Origin of the sequence: Caenibacillus caldisaponilyticus (assembly GCF_002003465.1) — a bacterium.
In the GTDB taxonomy this organism is placed as follows: domain Bacteria; phylum Bacillota; class Bacilli; order Bacillales; family Sporolactobacillaceae; genus Caenibacillus; species Caenibacillus caldisaponilyticus.
Genome location: NZ_BDDQ01000070.1, coordinates 1 through 18,869, shown reverse-complemented (window position 1 = coordinate 18,869; position 18,869 = coordinate 1). Strand labels below are relative to the sequence as shown.

The window sequence follows — 18,869 nt, the reverse complement described above, 5'->3', positions numbered from 1 at the left end:
TGTTGATCGAAATGGACGAAAAATGGATATCGGGACGCAAATACCTGGATATGTCCGACTATTGGCAGTGGCGGAAAACGAAAGAGTTAGGCGTTCAAACGATGAATCAGGAAGTTTCGGCGATCAAGAAAGTGGGATAATTTCTTCGACGTGTCAAGGAGAACGTGAAATACCTCGGAAGCGAGGAGTTGCCGCGAAAGCGCCTTGACACACCTGTACTTTGACAACAATGATCATTAGTCCGGGAAGGCGACCGGCAGGGAGACTTGCCGGACTTACCTGCCATACGTCAGGTCATCAGGTCCATCTTTCTATCAAAGGGAAATTTACACAATAAAATGGACTTGACCCCATAGTAGACAGTACATCCCTTTCTTTTTTTCTGTCTACTATAAGGGGATAATATCAATTTCGGCTCCTTTTTTGCGTCTTGAAAATATGGCTGTTTGCCTCACCGGACAACTTGTATAACCACACTCAGGTGGCGTCACGACGTCGCCCGCAACGTTACGTACAATTGGTCAAGCGTGTAAATCCGGCCTTTATCGTCTTGATAGGCGACGTGTTTTTCGTTGAATTCCGTCGGTGAAGCCAGGCCGGCCGCCGCGGCGATCGTAAACAGGCCTTCCCGCAAGGTTAATAAATAGTTTAATACGCGATACTGTTTTTCCTCGACCACCAAGGCTTTTTGCAGTTTCGGGTCGGTCGTCGCCACGCCGACGGGGCACGTATTGGTGTGGCAGCGCTGGGCCATAATACAGCCGACCGTCATCATAAACGCGCGCGCGATGTTGACGAGGTCGGCGCCCATGCCGAGGATGACGGCGATGCGGTCGGGGGTAAACAGCTTTCCTGAAGCGATGATTTTCACGCGATCGCGGACGCCGTGGCGCAACAGCGCTTTGTGCAAAATCATGACCGCCGGCTTGACCGGCAAGCCGACGCCGTCGGCGAGTTCCTGGTACGTCGCGCCCGTTCCGCCTTCCGCGCCATCGACCGTGATGAAATCCAGGCCTTCTCCGGTGCTTTTCATATAAGCGGCGAGCGATTCGACATCGGCTTCATTGCCGACGACCATCTTGATGCCGACGGGCAATCCCGAAACATCCCGAATCTTGGAGATAAAGTCAAACATCGACGGAATGTCGTGAAATTCCCGGAACCGGTTCGGGCTGTCGGCCGTCTTCCACGGTTCCAGCTTGCGAATTTCCGCGATTTCCGGGGTCACCTTGCTGCCCTCCAAATGACCGCCGCGCGCCTTCGCCCCTTGGGCGAGTTTGAGCTCGATCGCCTTGACCTGAGGGATTTCGGCCTTTTTCTTTAATTCCTCGAAATCGAAACGGCCGTCCTTGGTTCTGACGCCGAAAAGCCCGGGTCCGATTTGCAGGATGAGGTCGACGCCCCCTTTCAAATGGTAGGGCGACAAGCCGCCTTCCCCGGTATTCATCCACGTGCCTCCGGCCATGCCGAGCCCGGCCGACAGCGCGGTGATCGCCCGGTTGCCCAAGGCGCCGTAACTCATCCCCGACATGCCGATCAAGCCGCGGACCGTAAACGGATGCCGGCAGTTCGGGCCGATGGTGACGGCATCTTCTTCGGTGAGCAGCCACGGCTTCACCTTTGCGTCAACGAGACGTTCTTTGCGCTTAAACAAGTCGTCTTCATCGATGACGTATTTTTTCGTCGCGATCAGTTCCGTGTTATCCACGCGGATTTCTTCGCGTTGTTTCGGAAACATCGCATTGCGGATAAAGTACCCCTCTTTATCGAAATCGCGCTTGGAACCGAAGCTGATCATGCTCGTCTGGTACTTCGCCGGCAGGACGACATGTTGATAATCCGTGCGGGAAAAGGGTTTTCCTTCCGTATCATGGTCAAAGAGATATTGGCGCATTTCCGGCCCGATTTTTTCCAATATGTAACGAACCTTGCCCAAAACCGGATAATTCCTTAACACGGCATGCTGCGCTTGCCTGGCATCGTAAAAATACAAGTAAACGAAAAAAGCGAGCGGCACGATGACGAGCAAAACGAGGATGACCGTCAAAGCGACCGTTAATCCAGTCATTTCGTTTCTCCTCCCCCGTTTTTCTATATATTTTAAACAAACGTGATCAGCGCGTGGACCGCCGGCCGGGGCGTTCCGTTTAGCCTTTCAACGCCGATTTTTGAACGCTATTATACCCATTCCATGTTAGCGCCGGGATATCCTGCTATATCGATTCGTTTTTCTGTACTGGTACAAAAGCGCGTTGATTTCCCCGCCGAGGATCAAGATGAAACCGGTCAAATAAAACCAGATCAAGAGAACGATGATGCCGCCGAGCGTCCCGTAAGTCGCCGAAAAATGGACGGTTTGATCCACATAGTAGGAAAAAGCATAAGAGGCCAACTGCCACCCGACCGCCGCAAAGATGGCGCCGAGGAGAACCTCCGAAATTTTCAAGCGTTTATTCGGAGCGAACAAATAAAGACAGGCAAAAACGAGGATGATGATGATAAAACTGAGGGCTAAGCGAAGAAAATCAAAAACTTTGATAATATCCGGAGGCGTGCCGTATTGGACGACGAGCAGCCGGCCGATGGACGGCCCGAAAACATTGAGGAGAAGCGCGATGAGGATGACAAAGATCAACGCGAACGTCAGCAGGATCGCCATGCCGCGGGCGACGATGAAGGAACGGCTTTCCCGCACGCCGTACGCTTGATTCAACACGCGTATGATCGCCATAATGGCCGTCGAAGTCGGCCATATCGTGGCGATGACGCTGAAGGACAACAAACCGGCGTGTTGATCAAAAACTCCTTTTAAATTATCCCTTATGATGTCCATCAATTCGGGCGGGGCGTAATGGCTTATGAAGGCGAGCACATCGGTTTGATCGATGCCGATATACGGAAGCACGCCAAAGGTAAAAATGAGGAAAGGGAATAGCGACAGCAAAAAGAAATATGCTAATTGCGCCGCTAAATCAAACACCCTATCCTCAAAAACGCGTTTAACCAAATTTTTTATAAAGCGGATGACGGAATGACGTTTCCCCATAATAAAACCTCATTTCTGCCGCCCAAGACGGCCGGTCATCAAGGACGTCGGCAGGGTGGTTCCCTCCTCATGTGGATGTTCGCGTCCATGCCTTTTAGACGTCGCCGCATGCCATGCATTGCGATCGGCCGCCATCATGGACTTAAGCGGCTTTGGTTAATCGGAAGACCGATCGGTTTGCACGGCTGCATGCGCAGCGTGGCGGTTTGCCGTTTCCGACGTGGCGGCGGAACGGTGGTCGTTTCCGCTGGAAACCGTTGAAGCGGAACTCCCTTTGTCATTAGCGCTGGACGAGTCGGCCGCAGCGCTTGCCCCCACGACGGAATCCGTCAATGAATGGGTTTGTGTGGCCGCATGGGCAGCATGGCGGTTCGCCGTTTCCGACGTGGAAGTCGAACGACCGGCATTGCCGCTGCCAGAAGCCGTCGCAGCGAAGGTTCCGCCGCTATAAGCGCTTGACGAAGAGGCCTTATTGCCCGTTCCAAAGCCGGAAGCCGATGTTTTCGACTTTGTTTGGCCCTGCCCTTGATTGACAAGGGAGGATGAAGCGGATGGACCGCTTGTCAAAGCGTTGGAAGAGGCGGCGTTTGCCGTGCCCGGAAGCAGGCTTTGACCGGCGGTATGGCGAACTTTATAAGCGATTTGCGAAACTTCATTGCCGGCTTCCAAAGCATATTGGTAAGCCTGCTTCGAGCATTTCGTCGCGCCGTTCACTTTTTCCGCCATCTCTTTCAAATCCTGAGAGATCTCCCGGGCGGTCATGCGAAGATTGTCCCTGGTGGTCTTTACGTAATTCGTGACCTGCGCCGGGTTCGTCCGCACGGTTTGATACAAGCGGAGACCGCCATTTGCCGTCGCCTTCAGGCCTTTGCCCACGCTCTCCCTTGTCGCGCGGTCAAACAGCGAAACGGCGGCGCCCAACAAACCGCCAATCAGCATAAAACGACCGAGTTTGCTGCGTTGATAAGTCGTCATCCTGCGGCCCCCTTTTGGTGATGGTAACCTGCGTAAGGTTACGCCTATAGTTTGTGCCATTCCCTTTCAAATATGAAGGGCGCGGAGGTGCCAAGAACTGGCGGCCGCCGTTGGCCAAATAAATTGACGCAGACTGACCCATAATAAACCTGTCTTTTTATTTTATTCATCCCGACAGGCGCCCTATGCTTCACATGGCTGCGCCGACCGATTGGCGCTTTCAGCATCGTCTTCGCGCGCGAAGAAGGCAGCGATCACAACGCCCGTTTTCACCGATCAACCACATGCGACAGGCCATCGGCTGGCGGAAGACATGCCCGAACCCAATCGATCCCTCCCATCGTCCAGTGAATGAGCCACATTCCCATTAGTAAAAAAGCGCGAGATGCAGATGCGTCATCTCGCGCGCTGGCAGGCGAACTTGAGCTAAATGGCTCCCGCATTTTATTAAAGGACGGCATTCGCGGCCTGCTGCCACTTCATGGCAATATCACCATTTGCGAAGCCGGCGTTTCGTCGGCGTGAAGCGCCAAAATGGTCCTGTATATTTTCACGCTTTTAAACATGCTTGTTTAAGCCGGGCTTTAAAGCGGGTGTGGGCGCCGCAAAAGCGGGCGCTTCGCTTCTTCGGCTAATCCCCAAGCTCATTTGGCTACAAGGAATTCTCATTCTCAACGGGCTCAACGCCAAGCGCCGCCCGAAATGACCGGAACGTTCAAGATTTTCACCATCTATGCGGCGCTTTTCCTCACGCCTCGGACACGTGCAGCGCTTCCTTTTTGATGTGTTCCAGCAAATTCTTCGCGCCCGTGCTGATGAGATCGTAAACGTAATCAAAACGCCCGTCGTAGTACGGATCCGGCACGTCGCGCACGGGTATTTCCGGGGAAAAGTCGAGCAAGCGGTGCACTTTATGGCGCGAGCGTTCGTCGCAACGCCATAAAATATTTTCCACATTGCTTTCGTCCATCGCGATGATGTAATCGAACGTCTCGATATCTTCCTTGGTCAACACGCGGCCGCGCAAGCCGTCAGAAGGAATGCCGTGTTTCTTCAAGACTTTCAGCGTGCCTTCGTGCGGCGGTTGGCCGACATGCCAATGGCCGGTCCCGCAGGAGTCGACCTCGATTTGATCGGACAGCCCCTCTTTCCGCACGAGTTCGCGAAACACCGCTTCCGCCATCGGGGAGCGGCAGATGTTCCCGAGACAAACAAACAATACTTTAACCATGATGACCCTCCGTATATGATGACCATTTCAATGATCTTAAAAGTGGATCTGCGAAAACCTTGATCATGCCCGTCATCCGGTTGGAAGCGGTTCGCCGCCCTGTCCCATCCCGCTTGAACCCGAGGGCAGACGGCCGGCGCCTCATCATCGCCAAAAAAGGGCGTGGCGCCGCCGCGAAGGCGGCTCAAAAACGAACCGCATGGAACTTGTCCAAATTAACGGGCAGGAATGGCTTGCACCGCGATGCGCCGGCGCCTTGGCCCGTCGAATTCGCAGAAATAGACGCCTTGCCACGTGCCGAGCACTAGCTTGCCGTTTTCCACGAGGACAGCTTGCGTCACCCCGACCGTGCTCGTCTTCAGATGGGCGGCGCTGTTGCCTTCCGCGTGGCGATCTTTCGGATGCCGCCACGGGAACACTTCATCTAGGCGTCTAAGAAAATCGCGCTTGACGTCGGAATCGGCGTTTTCGTTGATGGTCACGCCGGCCGTCGTGTGGAGCGATTGCACATACAGCACGCCGTTTTCGATCTGCTCCTCGCGGACAAACGTTTCAAGGAGCGGCGTGATGTCAATGATTTCATCATGTTCATGCGTTTCGATGTGAAAGATCTTCACCGGGTCTCACCGCCTGAATCGCTTAATAGGAGTGGATAAAAATGATCGCTAGACGACGACACCTACTGTTCTTATTCTCTTCCGTCATTATCATAACAATCGGCTGCGGAAACGCCAACCCTGACGGCACCGCGCCGGCGCTACAGGCGGCAGGACCAAGAGCGGGCATGGAGCGGACACCCCCCGGCCGGCTTTCGGCCGCCGTCCACGTCGACCGCAGCGGCCGCGACGTCCGCTTCGCTTTTTCCGTCCAGAACGCCAGCGGTCAGCCGATTACCTTAACCTTTAACACTTCCCAACGCTTCGACTACGTCCTGGAAGATGAAGCGGGCAACGTGGTGAAACGTTACTCCGACGGAAAAATGTTTTTACAGGTGATCGGAACGCTGACCCTCCCAGCGGGCGATGCCGCGGTTTTTCACGATGCCATCCGCGCCGTCCCTCCCGGACGATACCGCGTCACCTTCCGTTTGACGGCCAATGAAGCGCAGCCTTCGGCAACAGCCCGCTTTTTCGTTACCCCGTAAACCAACGGCCGTATTGCCCGAATGGCGGCGCGCCGTCGCTGAAAGGCGGGAAGGCGCTCCGCCCGAACCGTTGTCCAAAAATAATGAGGAAAATGGCGGACCTTCCGTTAAAATCAGGAAAAATTAGGGGAGACCGTCCGGCTTTTTCTTGATATACTGAAGACAACGACAAAAGGAGGTTGGGGAAGTGGCCAAAACGTTGAACCAAACGTGGGATCTTGATGTGTTTTTCCCGGGAGGAAGCGCTTCCGGGGAATTCGAAGCGTTCCTGAACCGGCTCGACAGCGACATTCGCGCCTTCGAGCGCGCGCTGAAGGCACAAGAGGTGCCCGACACGATCGAAAAGGCGAAAGAATGGGCGCATCACATTGAAACCTACGAAGATCTTTTCAAGCGTCTGCAGGAAGGTGAGTCTTTCGTCGGCTGTTTGCGCGCGCAAAACATGCAGGACAAACGGGCCGATCAACTCGGAAACGCCATACATAGCCTATTAGCCGAATTCAAGTCGTGCGAGACGCTATTGATCGCCCAAATCGGCGCCATCCCGGAGGACGTCTGGTCGGGCTTGCTGGCCGCGGCTCCGTTGAACGCCGTTCGTTTTCCTCTGGAAGAGCGGCGCAAAAAAGCGACCGAACAGCTGCCGCCCGAGCAGGAGCAACTCATCAACGGGCTGTCCGTCGACGGCTATCACGGCTGGGGCGACCTGTACGACACCATCGTCGGCGAGATGGCGATCCCGTTTGATCATCCCGAAAAAGGGCGGGAGACGTTGTCGATCGGCCAATTGGCCAACCTCTTGACGGATCCGAACCGCGACGTCCGCTCTCGCGCCTTTGCCGAATGGGAAAAAGCGTGGCAAGCCCAAAGCGCGTTTTGCGCCGCCGCGCTGAACCGCCTTGCCGGCTTCCGGCTCGCCGTTTACAAAGCGCGCGGCTGGGACGATTTCCTGAAAGAACCGCTCGACTACAACCGCATGTCGAAGGCGACGCTTGAAGCGATGTGGGCGGCCATCGATGCCTACAAGCCGAAACTCGTCCAATACTTGCGCAAAAAAGCGGAATTGCTGGGCGTTGAAAAGCTCGAATGGCACGATGTCGAAGCCCCGTTGCAAACCGCCGATAAAAAGGTGCCGTACGACGAAGCGGCCGCGTTTATCGTCCGCCATTTCACGGCTTTCAATCCCGAAATGGGCGCGTTTGCCCAACACGCCCTGGAAAACCGCTGGATTGAAGCGGAAGACCGGCCCGGCAAACGCCCCGGCGGCTTTTGCACGAGCTTTCCCATCGCGCAACAATCGCGCATTTTCATGACGTATGGCGGCCAAGCTGCCAACGTCTCGACGCTCGCCCATGAACTCGGGCACGCTTACCATCAGTACGTCATGAACGACATTCCGTTTCTGAATCAGGACTATGCGATGAACGTCGCCGAAACCGCCTCGACGTTCGCGGAATTGATCGTCAGCGACGCCGCCATCCAGGCGGCGGAGGACGACCGCGAGCGCTTGGCTCTGCTGGAAGACAAATTGCAACGGGCGGTCGCGTTCTTCATGAACATCCACGCGCGCTTCCTGTTTGAAACGCGCTTTTACGAAGAACGGAAAAACGGGCTCGTCACCGTCGAGCGGCTCGATGAGCTCATGCTGAACGCGCAAAAAGACGCGTTCTGCAACGAACTGGCCGTCTATCATCCGGCGTTCTGGCAATCGAAGCTTCACTTTTACATCACGGACGTGCCGTTTTATAACTTCCCGTATACGTTCGGATTTCTGTTCAGCACCGGCATCTATGCCCGCGCCTTGGAAGAAGGCCCGGGATTTGCCGAAAAATACAACGCACTGCTCGCCGACACCGGATCGATGCGCGTCGAGGATTTGGCGAAAAAACATCTCGGCGTCGATCTCGAACAGCCCGACTTTTGGCGGTCGGCCTGCGAGGAAGCGGTCAAAGACGTCGACGCTTTCCTCGAACTCGCCGAACGCGTCCACGCGTGATCCGGCCTGCAATCAAAAAAGCGGTTCTCCATCGGCTTTCGGAGAACCGCCTTTTCTTTTATCCCAGCTTCTTTTCGATCCGCAAGCTGACGCTGGACAACGTGAAATTGATGACAAAATAGAGGACGGCGACCAAGATGATGATCGGGAAGATAAAGCTGAACTGCTGGTTCCAGATGATCTGGGCGGCGTTCAAGACATCCATGAGCCCGAACATCGCCGTATAGGACGTGTCCTTGACGATCGTGATGAACTGGCTGACGAGCGCCGGGATCATCCGTTTAAACGCCTGGGGAATAATGATGTGAAACAGCGTTTGCCGATAGGTCATCCCCGTCGAACGCGCCGCCTCAATCTGCCCTTTTTCGATGGAATTCAACCCGCCGCGGACAATCTCGGCCAGCTGGCTGATCTCAAAAAGGATGAGGCCGATCGCCATTTTCCAAAAAATGCTTAATTGCAACCCGAACTCCGGCAGCCCGAAAAACGCAAAATACAGGATGAGGATCAAGGGCAAGTTGCGGACGATTTCGGTATAAACAAAGGCCAGTTGGGCGAGGACGAGCGTCTTGCTGTAACGGAAAATCGCAAGCAGCGAACCGAAGACAAAGCTGACCGCAATGCTGACGATGGCGAGCCAAATGGTGATTAAGAGGCCTTTCCCTAAAAAAATCAGGTTGCTCGCGCTGAACGCTTGAACGATCACATCCATGATGCCTCACCGCCTAATAAGCCAATTTCTTTTCGAGGTAGTTGACGAGAATCGTGAGCGGAATCGTGATAATGAGATAAAAGAGCGCCGCAAACGTATAGACGCCGAACACTTCACCGCTTGAACCTTGGAGCGAATCGGCGACGTACATGATGTCGAGCCCGGCGAAAAACGCGAGTACCGCCGAATTTTTGACAAGATTGATAAACTGCGTGCCGAGCGGCGGAATGACGATGCGAAACGCTTGGGGCAAAATGATGTAAAGCATCGCTTGATAATACGTAAGGCCCGAAGCGCGCGCCGCTTCGAGCTGCCCTTTGTCGATGGACTGGATGCCCGCGCGCACGTTTTCGGCGATGTACGCCGCGGTGTAGAACGTCAAGCCGAGCATGCCCGCCTGATATCCGTTAAAGTTCAGCCAGGAAACGTGCAAACGCGGCAGCGCGTAATAAAAAAAGAACACTTGGACGAGCAACGGCGTATTTCTGAGAAACTCCACATACCACCTGGCGAAGAAAGCGAGCGGCCGCACGCCGGATACCCTAAGGGTGGCGATGATGAACCCGATGATAAAGCTGAGGATCAGGGCGATGACACTCGTTTTCAACGTGACGACAAATCCGCTCCAATATTGGTCAAGATGGGACAACGGAATGGAGAAATTCAAGAGCGTTCACCTCTTCGTCATGGAGTCGGAAAAGGGAGGTTGATGGTGAAAGCGCACCAACCTCCCTGGCCGGGTTTGGTCCGATCAAATTTCTTTCAAGAGATCGTCCGGAGCGGGTTCGCCGAACCATTTTTTATAAAGCTTGTCGAGCGTCCCGTTGGCTTTTAATTCTTTCAGAAAATCGTTGACGTATTTGGTGAATTCGTCGTCGCCTTTTTTAAGGATGATCCCGTACGGTTCTTCCGTGAACAAACCGCCGACCAGGACGTAATTCGGATCTTCTTTATGCATGCCCATGAGGATCGCGTTGTCGGTCGTCAAAACGTCGCCTTTTCCGGCTTTCAGCGCGCTGAAGGCCTGGGCGTAATCATCATACAATTGCACCGGCGCGTCCGGAGCTTTCGCTTTGATGTTTTGTTCGCTCGTCGATCCTTTCACCGCCAGGACGACCGTGTTTTTGTTCAAATCGTCGATGCTTTTGATCGGGCTCCCTTTTTTCACCAAGAGCGATTGCCCCGCATTGAAATAGCGCAAGCTGAAATTGTTCTTTTGTTTGCGTTCCTCGGTGATCGTGCACGTCGCAATCGCCAGATCGACGGTGCCGTTGTTCACCAAATCGAAGCGCGTTTTGGAGTTGACCTGTTTGAGCTCGAGCACCTTATTCAAATTCGCGTTTTTCCCGAAAATTTTTTTCGCGAGCTCGCGGGCGATGTCCGCGTCATAGCCTTCCACTTTTCCGGTTTTCGGGTCTTTCAGGCCGAACAGGTTGACGTCGTATTTGACGCCGACGATCAATTTGCCTCTGTCCTTGATCTTTTGCAGCGTCGTTTTGGCGCCCGCTGACGATTCTTTATCATTTCCCCCGCAGCCCACCAGCGCGAAACTGAAGACAATTAAAAGAGAAAGCAAGGCCAGCCACGCTTTTTTCATCTTCTAAAACCCCTCCATAAATTATAAATTTTTACCACTTTTACCATATGAAGCTGTTACAAAATTTTGCTTAAAAAGGCTTTGGTCCGTTCTTCCTTCGGATTCGTGAAAAATTGATCCGGCGTATTTTCCTCGACGATTTGCCCGCCGTCCATGAAAATGACGCGGTCGGCGACTTCGCGGGCAAAGCCCATTTCATGGGTGACGACGACCATGGTCGAGCCTTCCTTGGCCAGCATTTTCATCACTTCCAAGACTTCGTTGACCATTTCCGGATCGAGCGCCGAGGTCGGTTCGTCGAACAATAAAATTTTCGGTTTCATGGCGAGCGCCCGGGCGATGGCGACCCGTTGCTGCTGTCCGCCGGACAATTGATTGGGTTTTTTGTGGGCTTGATCTAGGATGCCGACTTTCTCGAGATAGTAGCGGGCTTCTTTTTCGGCTTCTGCTTTGTCGATGCCTTTGACTTTCCGAGGTGCCAACGTGACGTTGTTGAGGACAGACATGTGGGGATAAAGGTTAAAGTGTTGAAAGACCATGCCGATGTGTTGGCGAAATTCGTTCAAGTTCAATTTCTTATCGTTTAAACTTCGGTTGTCGACGATGATTTCGCCTTCCTGGTAACCTTCCAATCCGTTGATGCAGCGGATGAGCGTGCTCTTGCCCGATCCGCTCGGGCCGATGATGACCACGACCTCCCCTTGTTCGATATCCAGGTTAATGTCTTTCAAAACATGGAGATCACCGAACCATTTATTGACTTTTTTGAAGTGAATCATGGCAGGACCCCTTACAAATGATGTTCACTATTTGTATTGCATTTTATAATATTTTGTCTTTGTGAACTATTATACTGTATTTAGCGAGCGCTTTGTCAAGTTTATAAATCCAATATTAAGAATTACTGATGATTTCCAATCAGTATATCAATTTTGGAGACTCGGTGCGGAACCGACATCGATAGACCAGGGGCGAAAGGCTGCGGGTTCCCGGCCGGCGATCCGGGACCCGTCCGGTTGGCTTGTCTGGCAGATGGGTTATAATAATATCGTTTTTATCACGTTCATTTAATCAGCGAAAGGGAATCCGACGGAATGTCACTGCCAAAATTGTATGTCGAAAGAATGCAAAAGATGCTCGGCGAGGAAGCGGATGATTTTCTCCGAGCTTATGACGAACCCAAGACGACGGGAATCCGAGTCAACACGCTGAAAATCGAACCGGACGGCTTTGCCGCCCTTTCTCCGTTTGCCGTCCGGCCCGTTCCCTTCTGTCCGACCGGTTTTTATACGGATGCCGAAGCGGCGCCCGGCAAACATCCGTATCACCAGGCGGGGCTGTATTACGTCCAAGAACCGAGCGCGATGTTCGTCGGCGAAGTCGTCGACGCCAAACCGGGGGAAAAGGTGCTCGATCTTTGCGCCGCGCCGGGCGGAAAAACGACGCACATCGCGGCCAAGATGAATGGCCGCGGGCTCCTCATCGCCAATGACGTCAACGCCAAACGCGTCCGCGCCCTGTCGGAAAACATCGAACGGCTCGGCATCACGAACGCGATCGTCACGAACGAAACGCCCGAGCGCCTCGCCGCCCGCTTCGGCGGCTTTTTCGACCGCGTTCTCGTCGACGCGCCGTGTTCAGGGGAAGGGATGTTCCGCAAAGATCCCGAGGCCATCCAATATTGGTCGCCGGACCATGTCGCGGAATGCGCGGCTTGGCAGCGGGACATATTGGAAGCGGCCTATCAGATGCTACGGGAAGGCGGGACGCTCGTCTATTCGACGTGCACGTTTGCGCCCGAGGAAAACGAAGCGCAAATCGCCGCGTTTTTGGACCACCATCCGGACATGCGCCTCGTTCCCGTCGCAAAGCCCGACGGCGTCGTAGACGCGCGTCCTGAATGGAGTGGCGGACGCCATCCAGAAATCGCCGGGGCGGCCCGCCTCTGGCCGCATCGACTTGAAGGCGAAGGCCATTTCGTCGCCAAGCTCGTCAAAACCGGCGGCAACGACGGGGCCGACCGGCTTCCCGTTGAGACAACGAAGATCGACCGCGGCCGGCTTGCGGTCTACCGCGCCTTCGAACGCGAAACGTTGACCTTCTCGATCGAACGCCCGCTCGTCGCCGTCCGCGATCATCTTTTTGCGCTGCCGGAAGGGACCCCCAAGCTCGACGGCTTGAAAGTCATTCGCCCGGGCTTGCATCTCGGCACGTTTAAAAAGAAGCGGTTTGAACCGAACCACGCCCTCGCCATGGCGCTCAAAAGCAACGAAGCGCGCCATACAGCGGAACTTTCCCGCGACGGGGATGCGTGGAGGAAATATTTGCGCGGCGAAACGCTCGCGACCGGAGGCAACCGCGGCTGGACGCTCGTCACGATCGAAGGATTCCCGCTCGGCTGGGGCAAGGAAGTCCAAGGCACACTGAAAAACTTTTATCCGAAAGGCTTGAGGATCTTCGGGGCATAAACTTCGCAGATCACGCCCGCCAAAGCACTGAAAGAAGTCCGGCGGTTGAGGAAACCGGCGCGGCACGGCGCCGGCGGCGGGCACGCCCGTCGGCAAAAATTCTAACATCCGTATCCAATGAAAAAAGGAAGCCGGTCGGCTTCCCTTTTTAATGCACGTACATCATACTTTAAGAAAAGTATATATTTCATATAAACATCAGCATCCCATTGGGACGCCCTCAAAGAACGATCCGTCTCTCGAACCTGATCTATGACATTTCTTAACCTTTCGAAGATTTGACCGCGACGGCGAGAGCGGCGGCGGCTTCAGCCGGATCGGAAGCGGATAACACCGCGGAAATCACCGCGAGGCCGTCGGCGCCCCGTTCCAAAACAGACCCGGCGTTTTCCTGCGTGATGCCGCCGATCGCCACGACCGGAACCGGCACGGCGCTTTTGATTTCCGTCAAGCGATCCAGCCCGATGACCTCCGCATCCCCTTTCGAACGCGTCGGAAAGACCGAACCGACGCCGAGATAATCGGCGCCGTCCCGCACCGCATCCGCCGCTTCGGCAATCGTGGCGGCCGAAACGCCGAGAATCTTATCCGGACCGAGGAGGCGGCGGGCGACGGACGTTGGAAGATCGTCCTGGCCGACATGGAGGCCATCGGCATCGACAGCGAGCGCGATGTCCAAGCGGTCGTTGACGATAAACGGCACGCCGAATTCGGCAGCCAGCGCCTTCAATTCGCGCGCCAGTTCATACAGCCGCCGCGAGGGCAGCGATTTCTCCCGCAGCTGCAAAACGGTCACCCCCGCGGACAGCGCCCGCCTTAATTTTTGAAAGTATTGGTCACGGGCCTCCTCCCTGTACGGCTCCGTGATGAGGTACAAAGCGTAATCAATCTTCGACGCGGCGCTCATGCCAGTTCGCTCCTTTCCATTCCTCGGCATGGGACAATTCGTAAACGGCATCGATGAGGCGAACGCGCAAAGTGCCCGTTCCTTCTCCTTCCGTCAAGCGGGCGACGCCCCGTTCACCGGCCAAGCCCATGAGCGTGAGGCCCGCTCCCGCCGCTTCGAGCGCATCCGGCGTAACCGCCAAAAAGCCGGCGATGAGCGAATTGGAGACACAGCCGGTGCCCGTCACCTTGGCCATCATCGGATGGCCGTTAAAAATGTACACGACTCGCCGGCCGTCCGTTATGACATCCACCGGACCGGTCACGGCGACGACCGCGCCGGTCTCTTCCGCCACCCTTGTACCGACCGCCGCGGCGTTTTCCATGTCATCGCCGCTGTCCACGCCTTTGGCGTTGGCCTTTAACCCGGCGAGCGCTTTGATTTCGGACATGTTGCCCCGGATGACGGCCGGACGGACGTGTTTCAAAATTTCGCGGCACGCCTGCAAGCGAAACGGCGTCGCGCCTGCCCCCACCGGATCAAAAACGACGGGGATGCCGGCTTCGTTCGCGGCGCTGCCGGCGGCGACCATCGCTTCAATCGTTTCTTTATGCAAGGTGCCGATGTTCAAAACGAGCGCCTGCGCAAGTTTGGCCATCTCCGCCGCCTCATCAGGGCTGTCCGCCATGACGGGGCTGGCTCCGAGCGCCAACGTCATGTTGGCGCAATCATTGATCGTCACCGTGTTGGTGATGTGATGAATGAGCGGATTCAACGCTCGGATATGCCGGCATAACTCGGGACCTCGGTTTTGGATTGCCATTTTTCCCTCATCCTTTCAAACACAACATACAACAAACCCGTCAAAATCATCGTCGGAATCGTCGATCCGAGCGGCAGGTCGAGTTTTAATAACAGATTGTAGAGCCCGACGCCGATGAGCCAAGCGAGGAAGGCCCCCGCTTTGCTCAACCGCTCAACGCGGCCGCTTCTCCCATCCGCAGCACGGCCGCCGGCAGCGGCCGGCCGCCGCCACAGCGCCTCCGTCAGCACGACGGCATACAGCGGAGCGAACAGCGATCCGATCATGTACAAAAAGTTTTCATATTGATCGAGCGGAAAGAAGACAGCGAGCAAAAGGCCGAGCAGACCGACGGCGAGCGCCGCAGGTTTGGTGCGATGCCCTGAAACGATCGCATTGAAGCTTTCGGCGGCGGAGTTCACGTCGAGAAACGTCGTCGTCACCGTAGAAATCAAGATGACGCCGAGCGCCAACAGCCCGAGGTCGGCGACGACCAGATAAGCCCCCAAATCGAGCGTTTTTAAAGCGAGGGCCATGATCAGCCCGATGGCGTACATCCAGGAACTGCCGATAAAATAGCCGAACCACGAGTAGACGGCCGAGCGGCGCGGGCTTTGGCCGTAACGGTTGTAATCCGCGATCACCGGCAGCCAGGAGAGCGGCATGACGACGACGAGTTCCAGCCCCGAACCGAACGAGAGATGCCCCTTTGGCGAAGCTGCCGTCCAAGCGGCATCGCCGATCATCGCAACGAACAAAAACAACGTCATGACAAGGAGAAGGCCGACGGCGACCGTATTGACAAGGCCGTTTCCGCCCTTTCCGAACGCCGTCCAGATCGTCGTCAACAATCCGACGAGCAGAATGGCGAGGAGCGGCCGGTGAAACGCCCACATCTTGTTCGCCACGAGGTCAAGCTGCTCGCCGCCGGTTTTCATCATGACGGCCGTCCAGCCGAGGAGTTGGATAAAATTTAAGATGGAAAACAGCTTCATGCCGGCCGGACCGAAGGCGGCGGCGGTCATGCCCATCGCGGTCACGTTTCTTTTCGTTCCGATATACCCCGTCGCCGCGAGCAACGTCGTGCCGATCAGATGGCCGAGCAAAATGGCGATGAAGCCTTGGACGAAACCGAGCGGCGCCAGCAGAGTGCCGGCCAAGATTTCCGATATGGAAACCGCGGCGCCAAACCAGAGGAAGAAAAAATGAACATCTTTCAAACGGCTCATGCTTCAAGCCCCTCGCTTCCGTACCACAGGTGGAAGTGATGCGTCGGCCCCGCCCCCGCACCGAGATCAAGGGCGTTTTCGATCGCTCCTTGAATGTACGTTTTCGCCCGCCCCACGGCGGTCTTCAAATCGCACCCGCGGGCAAGATGAGCGGCGATCGCCGAAGACAGCGTGCAGCCCGTGCCGTGCGTGTTGTTCGTCTGAACCCGCCGGCCAGAAAAGCGGGTAAACGTTTCGCCGTCGTACAAAATATCCACGGGTTCGCCGTCAAGGTGCCCGCCTTTGACGAGCACCGCCTTTGCTCCTAAACGGCGCAGCGCCTCGGCGGCCCGTTCCATTTCCTCGATATCGCGTATCTCCCGGTTTAAAAGCGCGCCGGCCTCATGGAGGTTCGGGGTGATGACGTCGGCGAGCGGCAAAAGCTGCTCAATGAGCGCCGCCGTCGCATCGGGCTGCAGCAACCGGTACCCCGTTTTTGAAATCATCACCGGGTCGAGCACGATATTTCTCGGTTGATATTGCCTCAACCGATCCGCGATCGTCCGGATCGCCTCGGCATTGGACAGCATGCCGATTTTAACGGCATCGACCGGCAAATCGCTGAACACGGCGTCCATCTGTTTGGCGATCAACGCCGGGGAAATGTCTTCCACGCCGAAGACGCCCATCGTGTTTTGCGCGGTCACCGCCGTGATCACGCTCATGCCGAACACCCCGAGCGCGGAAAACGTTTTGAGATCGGCTTGGATGCCTGCTCCCCCGCCGCTGTCGGACCCCGCGATCGTCAAAGCGGTTTTCATGGCTGATCACCTCATTGATTTCATTCGTTTTAATAAAGTTGGATCGTCTCCCGCAACCATTACAAATGGAATGAGTTGCGAACGTCCCTTTGTTTTCAATGGCCGGCTTGTAAAAAAGCTCTCCAGCCGCTGCCTTCATTAAATCTTTCTTACGGCGTCTTCAATCTCAAATCAGCGTTCGTCGGCCTTAAACCGCCGCCGCACCGGATGAAACGCCTTTAAAACGGTGTAGGCGAGGACACTGCCGGATGCCGTGCTGAGCGTAAACGGCAGAATGAAGTAGGTGGCCGCGGCATCGAGGCCGTACAAAAGCTTCGCCACCGGATAGGCGGCCAGCGCGCCGATCACCCCGGTTCCGAACGCTTCGCCGACGGCGGCCCAGCCGGCTTTTTTGGTTTTGTGATAGAGAAGGCCGGCCAAACAGGCGCCGATCATGCTGCCCGGAAAAGCGATGAGCGATCCCGTCCCGAAGAGATTGCGCAGGAGCGAAATCGCAAACGCCGTCAAAACCGCCCAGCCGGGTCCGAGCCAAACCGCCGACAACACATTGATAAAATGCTGAACGGGAAACATTTTGAACGGCCCGAGGGGAATGTAAATCACTTGCCCGGCAGCGGCACCGGCGGCGGCAAACAGAGCCGCCGTGATCAATGGTTTCGTCGGCATCGCTTCGCCTCCTTCGGGTGCCGCGGGAGCGCGGAACGGTCCCACTTCGAGCAAGGGATGGATAAAGCTATAAGGCCGGCCCTTTTTGATGACAGCCGCCTCATTTTTTGGAATGGACAACGGCCCTTATCCGAGATGACGGGGCACTCTGCACGCTTTGGCTTGAACCGGAAACGCTTTAAAGCCGTCAGCGTTTGCCGTTCATGAAACGGATCAGTGAAACGCCATGGAGCGCCGTTGAAGGGTTGCGGAAGACCGACTTTCCTTGAACCGTGGGGACGGAAGCGCAGGAAGACTGGGAGAGGAAAGCCCAAAATGTTCGTTATTGGGTCGAAAATACGGAATGAGGTTTGCCGTGGAATCATGGTGTTTGGCTGGCCAAACGGCCAGACTTGCACGGGATATGAAAAAACGCAAACCCAGAATAAGGATTTGCGTTTGCTGCTCAAAGTCACGCGCCTTCCCTACGCTGGTATGATCCAGATCAGGTTCAAGGGGTCAAAGACTTCCGGGTCTTACTCTCAGCCGGCCGATTCCGGCTCCCCCAGCACAGATTTAATATTTTATTTTGATCAACTTTTACGTTAGCACAGACCCGCGCTTTTGGCAATGCGCTGAGCGGAGAAGATGCAGTCAAGCTTTTGTGGGCACTTTTCTTGTACAATGCAATTTGAAAGCGTTCTCCTATTTTCTTGGACTTCTTACGGAAGCTCTCTTAATGTTTAAAAACCGATCAGCCCTTTCAAAGTGCTGTGAATCATCGTGCCTGAAGATTGTTTCATATAGGGGATGTTGTCGCGTACATCATTTACGATTTGCTTGGTCAGCCTTTTACGGGTTTTGGTCTCTGGAGCCTTACGACCCGAACCGTTTGTTTCACGGTTCGGCACCCATTGCCCAAACCACGTTTTGACCTCCAACCGATCCTTGTCAGCAATCATCCATTGGGTCATCGCCTCTACACCGGCTGCGCTCCAACTGCGCCCCTGTTTGAGGCGAGCCGCAAATTGGCTCATCAGGCCTTCCGAAGCCCCCATCGTGCACATCCCGCGGGTGTCCATCCCTTTTTCTTCGAGCCACGCCTTATAATCACATAAGGCTTCTTTATGTTTCGTGACATACGCGATGAACACCTCTAGCTTCGCTTCGCCTTCCGGTGTAGCCATCGTTCCCACGGCGCTGTTCAGCTCCACGATCAACCGCTCCGGATCATTCTCGTTCAGCGCCCGTTTCATCGCGGAATAGCGCGGATGATCTTTCATGATTAGATGCAAATCGCGGGCGACATGGAACCGATCCAAATGATAAAACGCCCGGCCC

Annotated in this window: 18 protein-coding genes, 1 pseudogene and 1 riboswitch; of the genes and pseudogenes, 4 read left to right on the top strand and 15 right to left on the bottom strand. The window is 55.3% G+C overall.

What is annotated here, in order from left to right:
- Nucleotides 1-140, top strand: a pseudogene (locus CCB157_RS18495) (IS256 family transposase); the annotation flags it as partial.
- Between the two features lie 347 nt (nt 141-487).
- Here the strand turns inward: CCB157_RS18495 and CCB157_RS15375 are convergent.
- The 5 genes from CCB157_RS15375 to CCB157_RS15355 form a co-directional block, all read right to left on the bottom strand.
- On the bottom strand, nt 488-2,068 hold the full coding sequence (locus CCB157_RS15375; RefSeq protein WP_077616747.1) for an FMN-binding glutamate synthase family protein: 1,581 nt from the start codon (nt 2,066-2,068) through the stop codon (nt 488-490).
- Between the two features lie 126 nt (nt 2,069-2,194).
- On the bottom strand, nt 2,195-3,046 hold the full coding sequence (locus CCB157_RS15370) for a YihY/virulence factor BrkB family protein (protein ID WP_077616746.1): 852 nt from the start codon (nt 3,044-3,046) through the stop codon (nt 2,195-2,197).
- 156 nt (nt 3,047-3,202) lie between these two features.
- The gene (locus tag CCB157_RS15365) at nt 3,203-4,021 is read right to left on the bottom strand and encodes a hypothetical protein (protein ID WP_077616745.1); all 819 of its coding nucleotides are present in this window, start codon (nt 4,019-4,021) and stop codon (nt 3,203-3,205) included.
- Between the two features lie 748 nt (nt 4,022-4,769).
- Nucleotides 4,770-5,252 (bottom strand): low molecular weight protein-tyrosine-phosphatase, encoded by a 483-nt coding sequence (locus tag CCB157_RS15360; protein WP_077616744.1) that lies wholly within the window; start codon nt 5,250-5,252, stop codon nt 4,770-4,772.
- A gap of 215 nt (nt 5,253-5,467) precedes the next feature.
- Nucleotides 5,468-5,869, bottom strand: a complete 402-nt coding sequence (locus CCB157_RS15355; RefSeq protein WP_077616743.1) for a secondary thiamine-phosphate synthase enzyme YjbQ — start codon at nt 5,867-5,869, stop codon at nt 5,468-5,470.
- A gap of 167 nt (nt 5,870-6,036) precedes the next feature.
- On the opposite strand from CCB157_RS15355, the gene CCB157_RS15350 reads away from it, so the two are divergent.
- Nucleotides 6,037-6,396, top strand: a complete 360-nt coding sequence (locus CCB157_RS15350; protein WP_158077347.1) for a BsuPI-related putative proteinase inhibitor — start codon at nt 6,037-6,039, stop codon at nt 6,394-6,396.
- A gap of 187 nt (nt 6,397-6,583) precedes the next feature.
- A complete protein-coding gene (locus CCB157_RS15345; RefSeq protein WP_077616741.1) occupies nt 6,584-8,389 on the top strand; it encodes a M3 family oligoendopeptidase in 1,806 nt (601 codons plus the stop codon).
- A 58-nt stretch (nt 8,390-8,447) separates the two neighbouring features.
- Here the strand turns inward: CCB157_RS15345 and CCB157_RS15340 are convergent, their stop codons facing one another.
- The 4 genes from CCB157_RS15340 to CCB157_RS15325 all read right to left on the bottom strand — a co-directional run bounded on the left by CCB157_RS15340 (nt 8,448) and on the right by CCB157_RS15325 (nt 11,477).
- Nucleotides 8,448-9,101 carry an amino acid ABC transporter permease gene (locus tag CCB157_RS15340; RefSeq protein WP_077616740.1) on the bottom strand — a complete coding sequence of 218 codons (654 nt, stop codon included), beginning with the start codon at nt 9,099-9,101 and terminating at the stop codon, nt 8,448-8,450.
- 13 nt (nt 9,102-9,114) lie between these two features.
- Nucleotides 9,115-9,768: an amino acid ABC transporter permease gene (locus tag CCB157_RS15335; RefSeq protein ID WP_077616739.1), complete on the bottom strand. Its 654-nt coding sequence runs from the start codon at nt 9,766-9,768 to the stop codon at nt 9,115-9,117.
- Nucleotides 9,769-9,852: 84 nt separating this feature from the next.
- On the bottom strand, nt 9,853-10,698 hold the full coding sequence (locus CCB157_RS15330; protein ID WP_077616738.1) for a transporter substrate-binding domain-containing protein: 846 nt from the start codon (nt 10,696-10,698) through the stop codon (nt 9,853-9,855).
- Nucleotides 10,699-10,754: 56 nt separating this feature from the next.
- Entirely contained in the window at nt 10,755-11,477 is a 723-nt protein-coding gene (locus CCB157_RS15325) for an amino acid ABC transporter ATP-binding protein (RefSeq protein ID WP_077616737.1), read from the bottom strand.
- 315 nt (nt 11,478-11,792) lie between these two features.
- Between CCB157_RS15325 and CCB157_RS15320 the strand changes: the two genes are divergently transcribed.
- Nucleotides 11,793-13,166 carry an RsmB/NOP family class I SAM-dependent RNA methyltransferase gene (locus CCB157_RS15320; RefSeq protein WP_077616736.1) on the top strand — a complete coding sequence of 458 codons (1,374 nt, stop codon included), beginning with the start codon at nt 11,793-11,795 and terminating at the stop codon, nt 13,164-13,166.
- A gap of 262 nt (nt 13,167-13,428) precedes the next feature.
- Here CCB157_RS15320 and thiE read toward each other — a convergent pair whose 3' ends face one another.
- The 6 genes from thiE to CCB157_RS15290 form a co-directional block, all read right to left on the bottom strand.
- Nucleotides 13,429-14,073, bottom strand: a complete 645-nt coding sequence (thiE, locus tag CCB157_RS15315; RefSeq protein WP_077616735.1) for a thiamine phosphate synthase — start codon at nt 14,071-14,073, stop codon at nt 13,429-13,431.
- A complete protein-coding gene (gene thiM / locus CCB157_RS15310; RefSeq protein ID WP_077616734.1) occupies nt 14,051-14,875 on the bottom strand; it encodes a hydroxyethylthiazole kinase in 825 nt (274 codons plus the stop codon). Before thiM ends, thiE begins: the two co-directional genes overlap by 23 nt.
- Nucleotides 14,824-16,083 (bottom strand): putative hydroxymethylpyrimidine transporter CytX, encoded by a 1,260-nt coding sequence (gene cytX, locus CCB157_RS15305; protein ID WP_077616733.1) that lies wholly within the window; start codon nt 16,081-16,083, stop codon nt 14,824-14,826. Before cytX ends, thiM begins: the two co-directional genes overlap by 52 nt.
- On the bottom strand, nt 16,080-16,883 hold the full coding sequence (gene thiD / locus CCB157_RS15300) for a bifunctional hydroxymethylpyrimidine kinase/phosphomethylpyrimidine kinase (protein ID WP_077616732.1): 804 nt from the start codon (nt 16,881-16,883) through the stop codon (nt 16,080-16,082). Before thiD ends, cytX begins: the two co-directional genes overlap by 4 nt.
- 171 nt (nt 16,884-17,054) lie before the next feature.
- The gene (gene thiW / locus CCB157_RS15295) at nt 17,055-17,549 is read right to left on the bottom strand and encodes an energy coupling factor transporter S component ThiW (RefSeq protein WP_077616748.1); all 495 of its coding nucleotides are present in this window, start codon (nt 17,547-17,549) and stop codon (nt 17,055-17,057) included.
- Between the two features lie 443 nt (nt 17,550-17,992).
- Nucleotides 17,993-18,105, bottom strand: a riboswitch (TPP riboswitch).
- A 166-nt stretch (nt 18,106-18,271) separates the two neighbouring features.
- Nucleotides 18,272-18,869, bottom strand: a 598-nt coding sequence (locus CCB157_RS15290) for a UPF0236 family transposase-like protein (protein ID WP_193432316.1), incomplete at its 5' end; no start/stop codon positions are given.

Bases quoted from the DNA above. Each gene is read 5' to 3' on its own strand.
- thiE (WP_077616735.1), bottom strand. From the start codon at position 14,073: ATGAGCGCCGCGTCGAAGATTGATTACGCTTTGTACCTCATCACGGAG.
- CCB157_RS15365 (WP_077616745.1), bottom strand. From the start codon at position 4,021: ATGACGACTTATCAACGCAGCAAACTCGGTCGTTTTATGCTGATTGGC.
- CCB157_RS15360 (WP_077616744.1), bottom strand. From the start codon at position 5,252: ATGGTTAAAGTATTGTTTGTTTGTCTCGGGAACATCTGCCGCTCCCCG.
- CCB157_RS15330 (WP_077616738.1), bottom strand. From the start codon at position 10,698: ATGAAAAAAGCGTGGCTGGCCTTGCTTTCTCTTTTAATTGTCTTCAGT.
- CCB157_RS15340 (WP_077616740.1), bottom strand. From the start codon at position 9,101: ATGGATGTGATCGTTCAAGCGTTCAGCGCGAGCAACCTGATTTTTTTA.
- cytX (WP_077616733.1), bottom strand. From the start codon at position 16,083: ATGAGCCGTTTGAAAGATGTTCATTTTTTCTTCCTCTGGTTTGGCGCC.
- thiW (WP_077616748.1), bottom strand. From the start codon at position 17,549: ATGCCGACGAAACCATTGATCACGGCGGCTCTGTTTGCCGCCGCCGGT.
- CCB157_RS15325 (WP_077616737.1), bottom strand. From the start codon at position 11,477: ATGATTCACTTCAAAAAAGTCAATAAATGGTTCGGTGATCTCCATGTT.
- CCB157_RS15370 (WP_077616746.1), bottom strand. From the start codon at position 3,046: ATGGGGAAACGTCATTCCGTCATCCGCTTTATAAAAAATTTGGTTAAA.
- CCB157_RS15320 (WP_077616736.1), top strand. From the start codon at position 11,793: ATGTCACTGCCAAAATTGTATGTCGAAAGAATGCAAAAGATGCTCGGC.
- CCB157_RS15350 (WP_158077347.1), top strand. From the start codon at position 6,037: ATGGAGCGGACACCCCCCGGCCGGCTTTCGGCCGCCGTCCACGTCGAC.
- thiM (WP_077616734.1), bottom strand. From the start codon at position 14,875: ATGGCAATCCAAAACCGAGGTCCCGAGTTATGCCGGCATATCCGAGCG.
- CCB157_RS15375 (WP_077616747.1), bottom strand. From the start codon at position 2,068: ATGACTGGATTAACGGTCGCTTTGACGGTCATCCTCGTTTTGCTCGTC.
- thiD (WP_077616732.1), bottom strand. From the start codon at position 16,883: ATGAAAACCGCTTTGACGATCGCGGGGTCCGACAGCGGCGGGGGAGCA.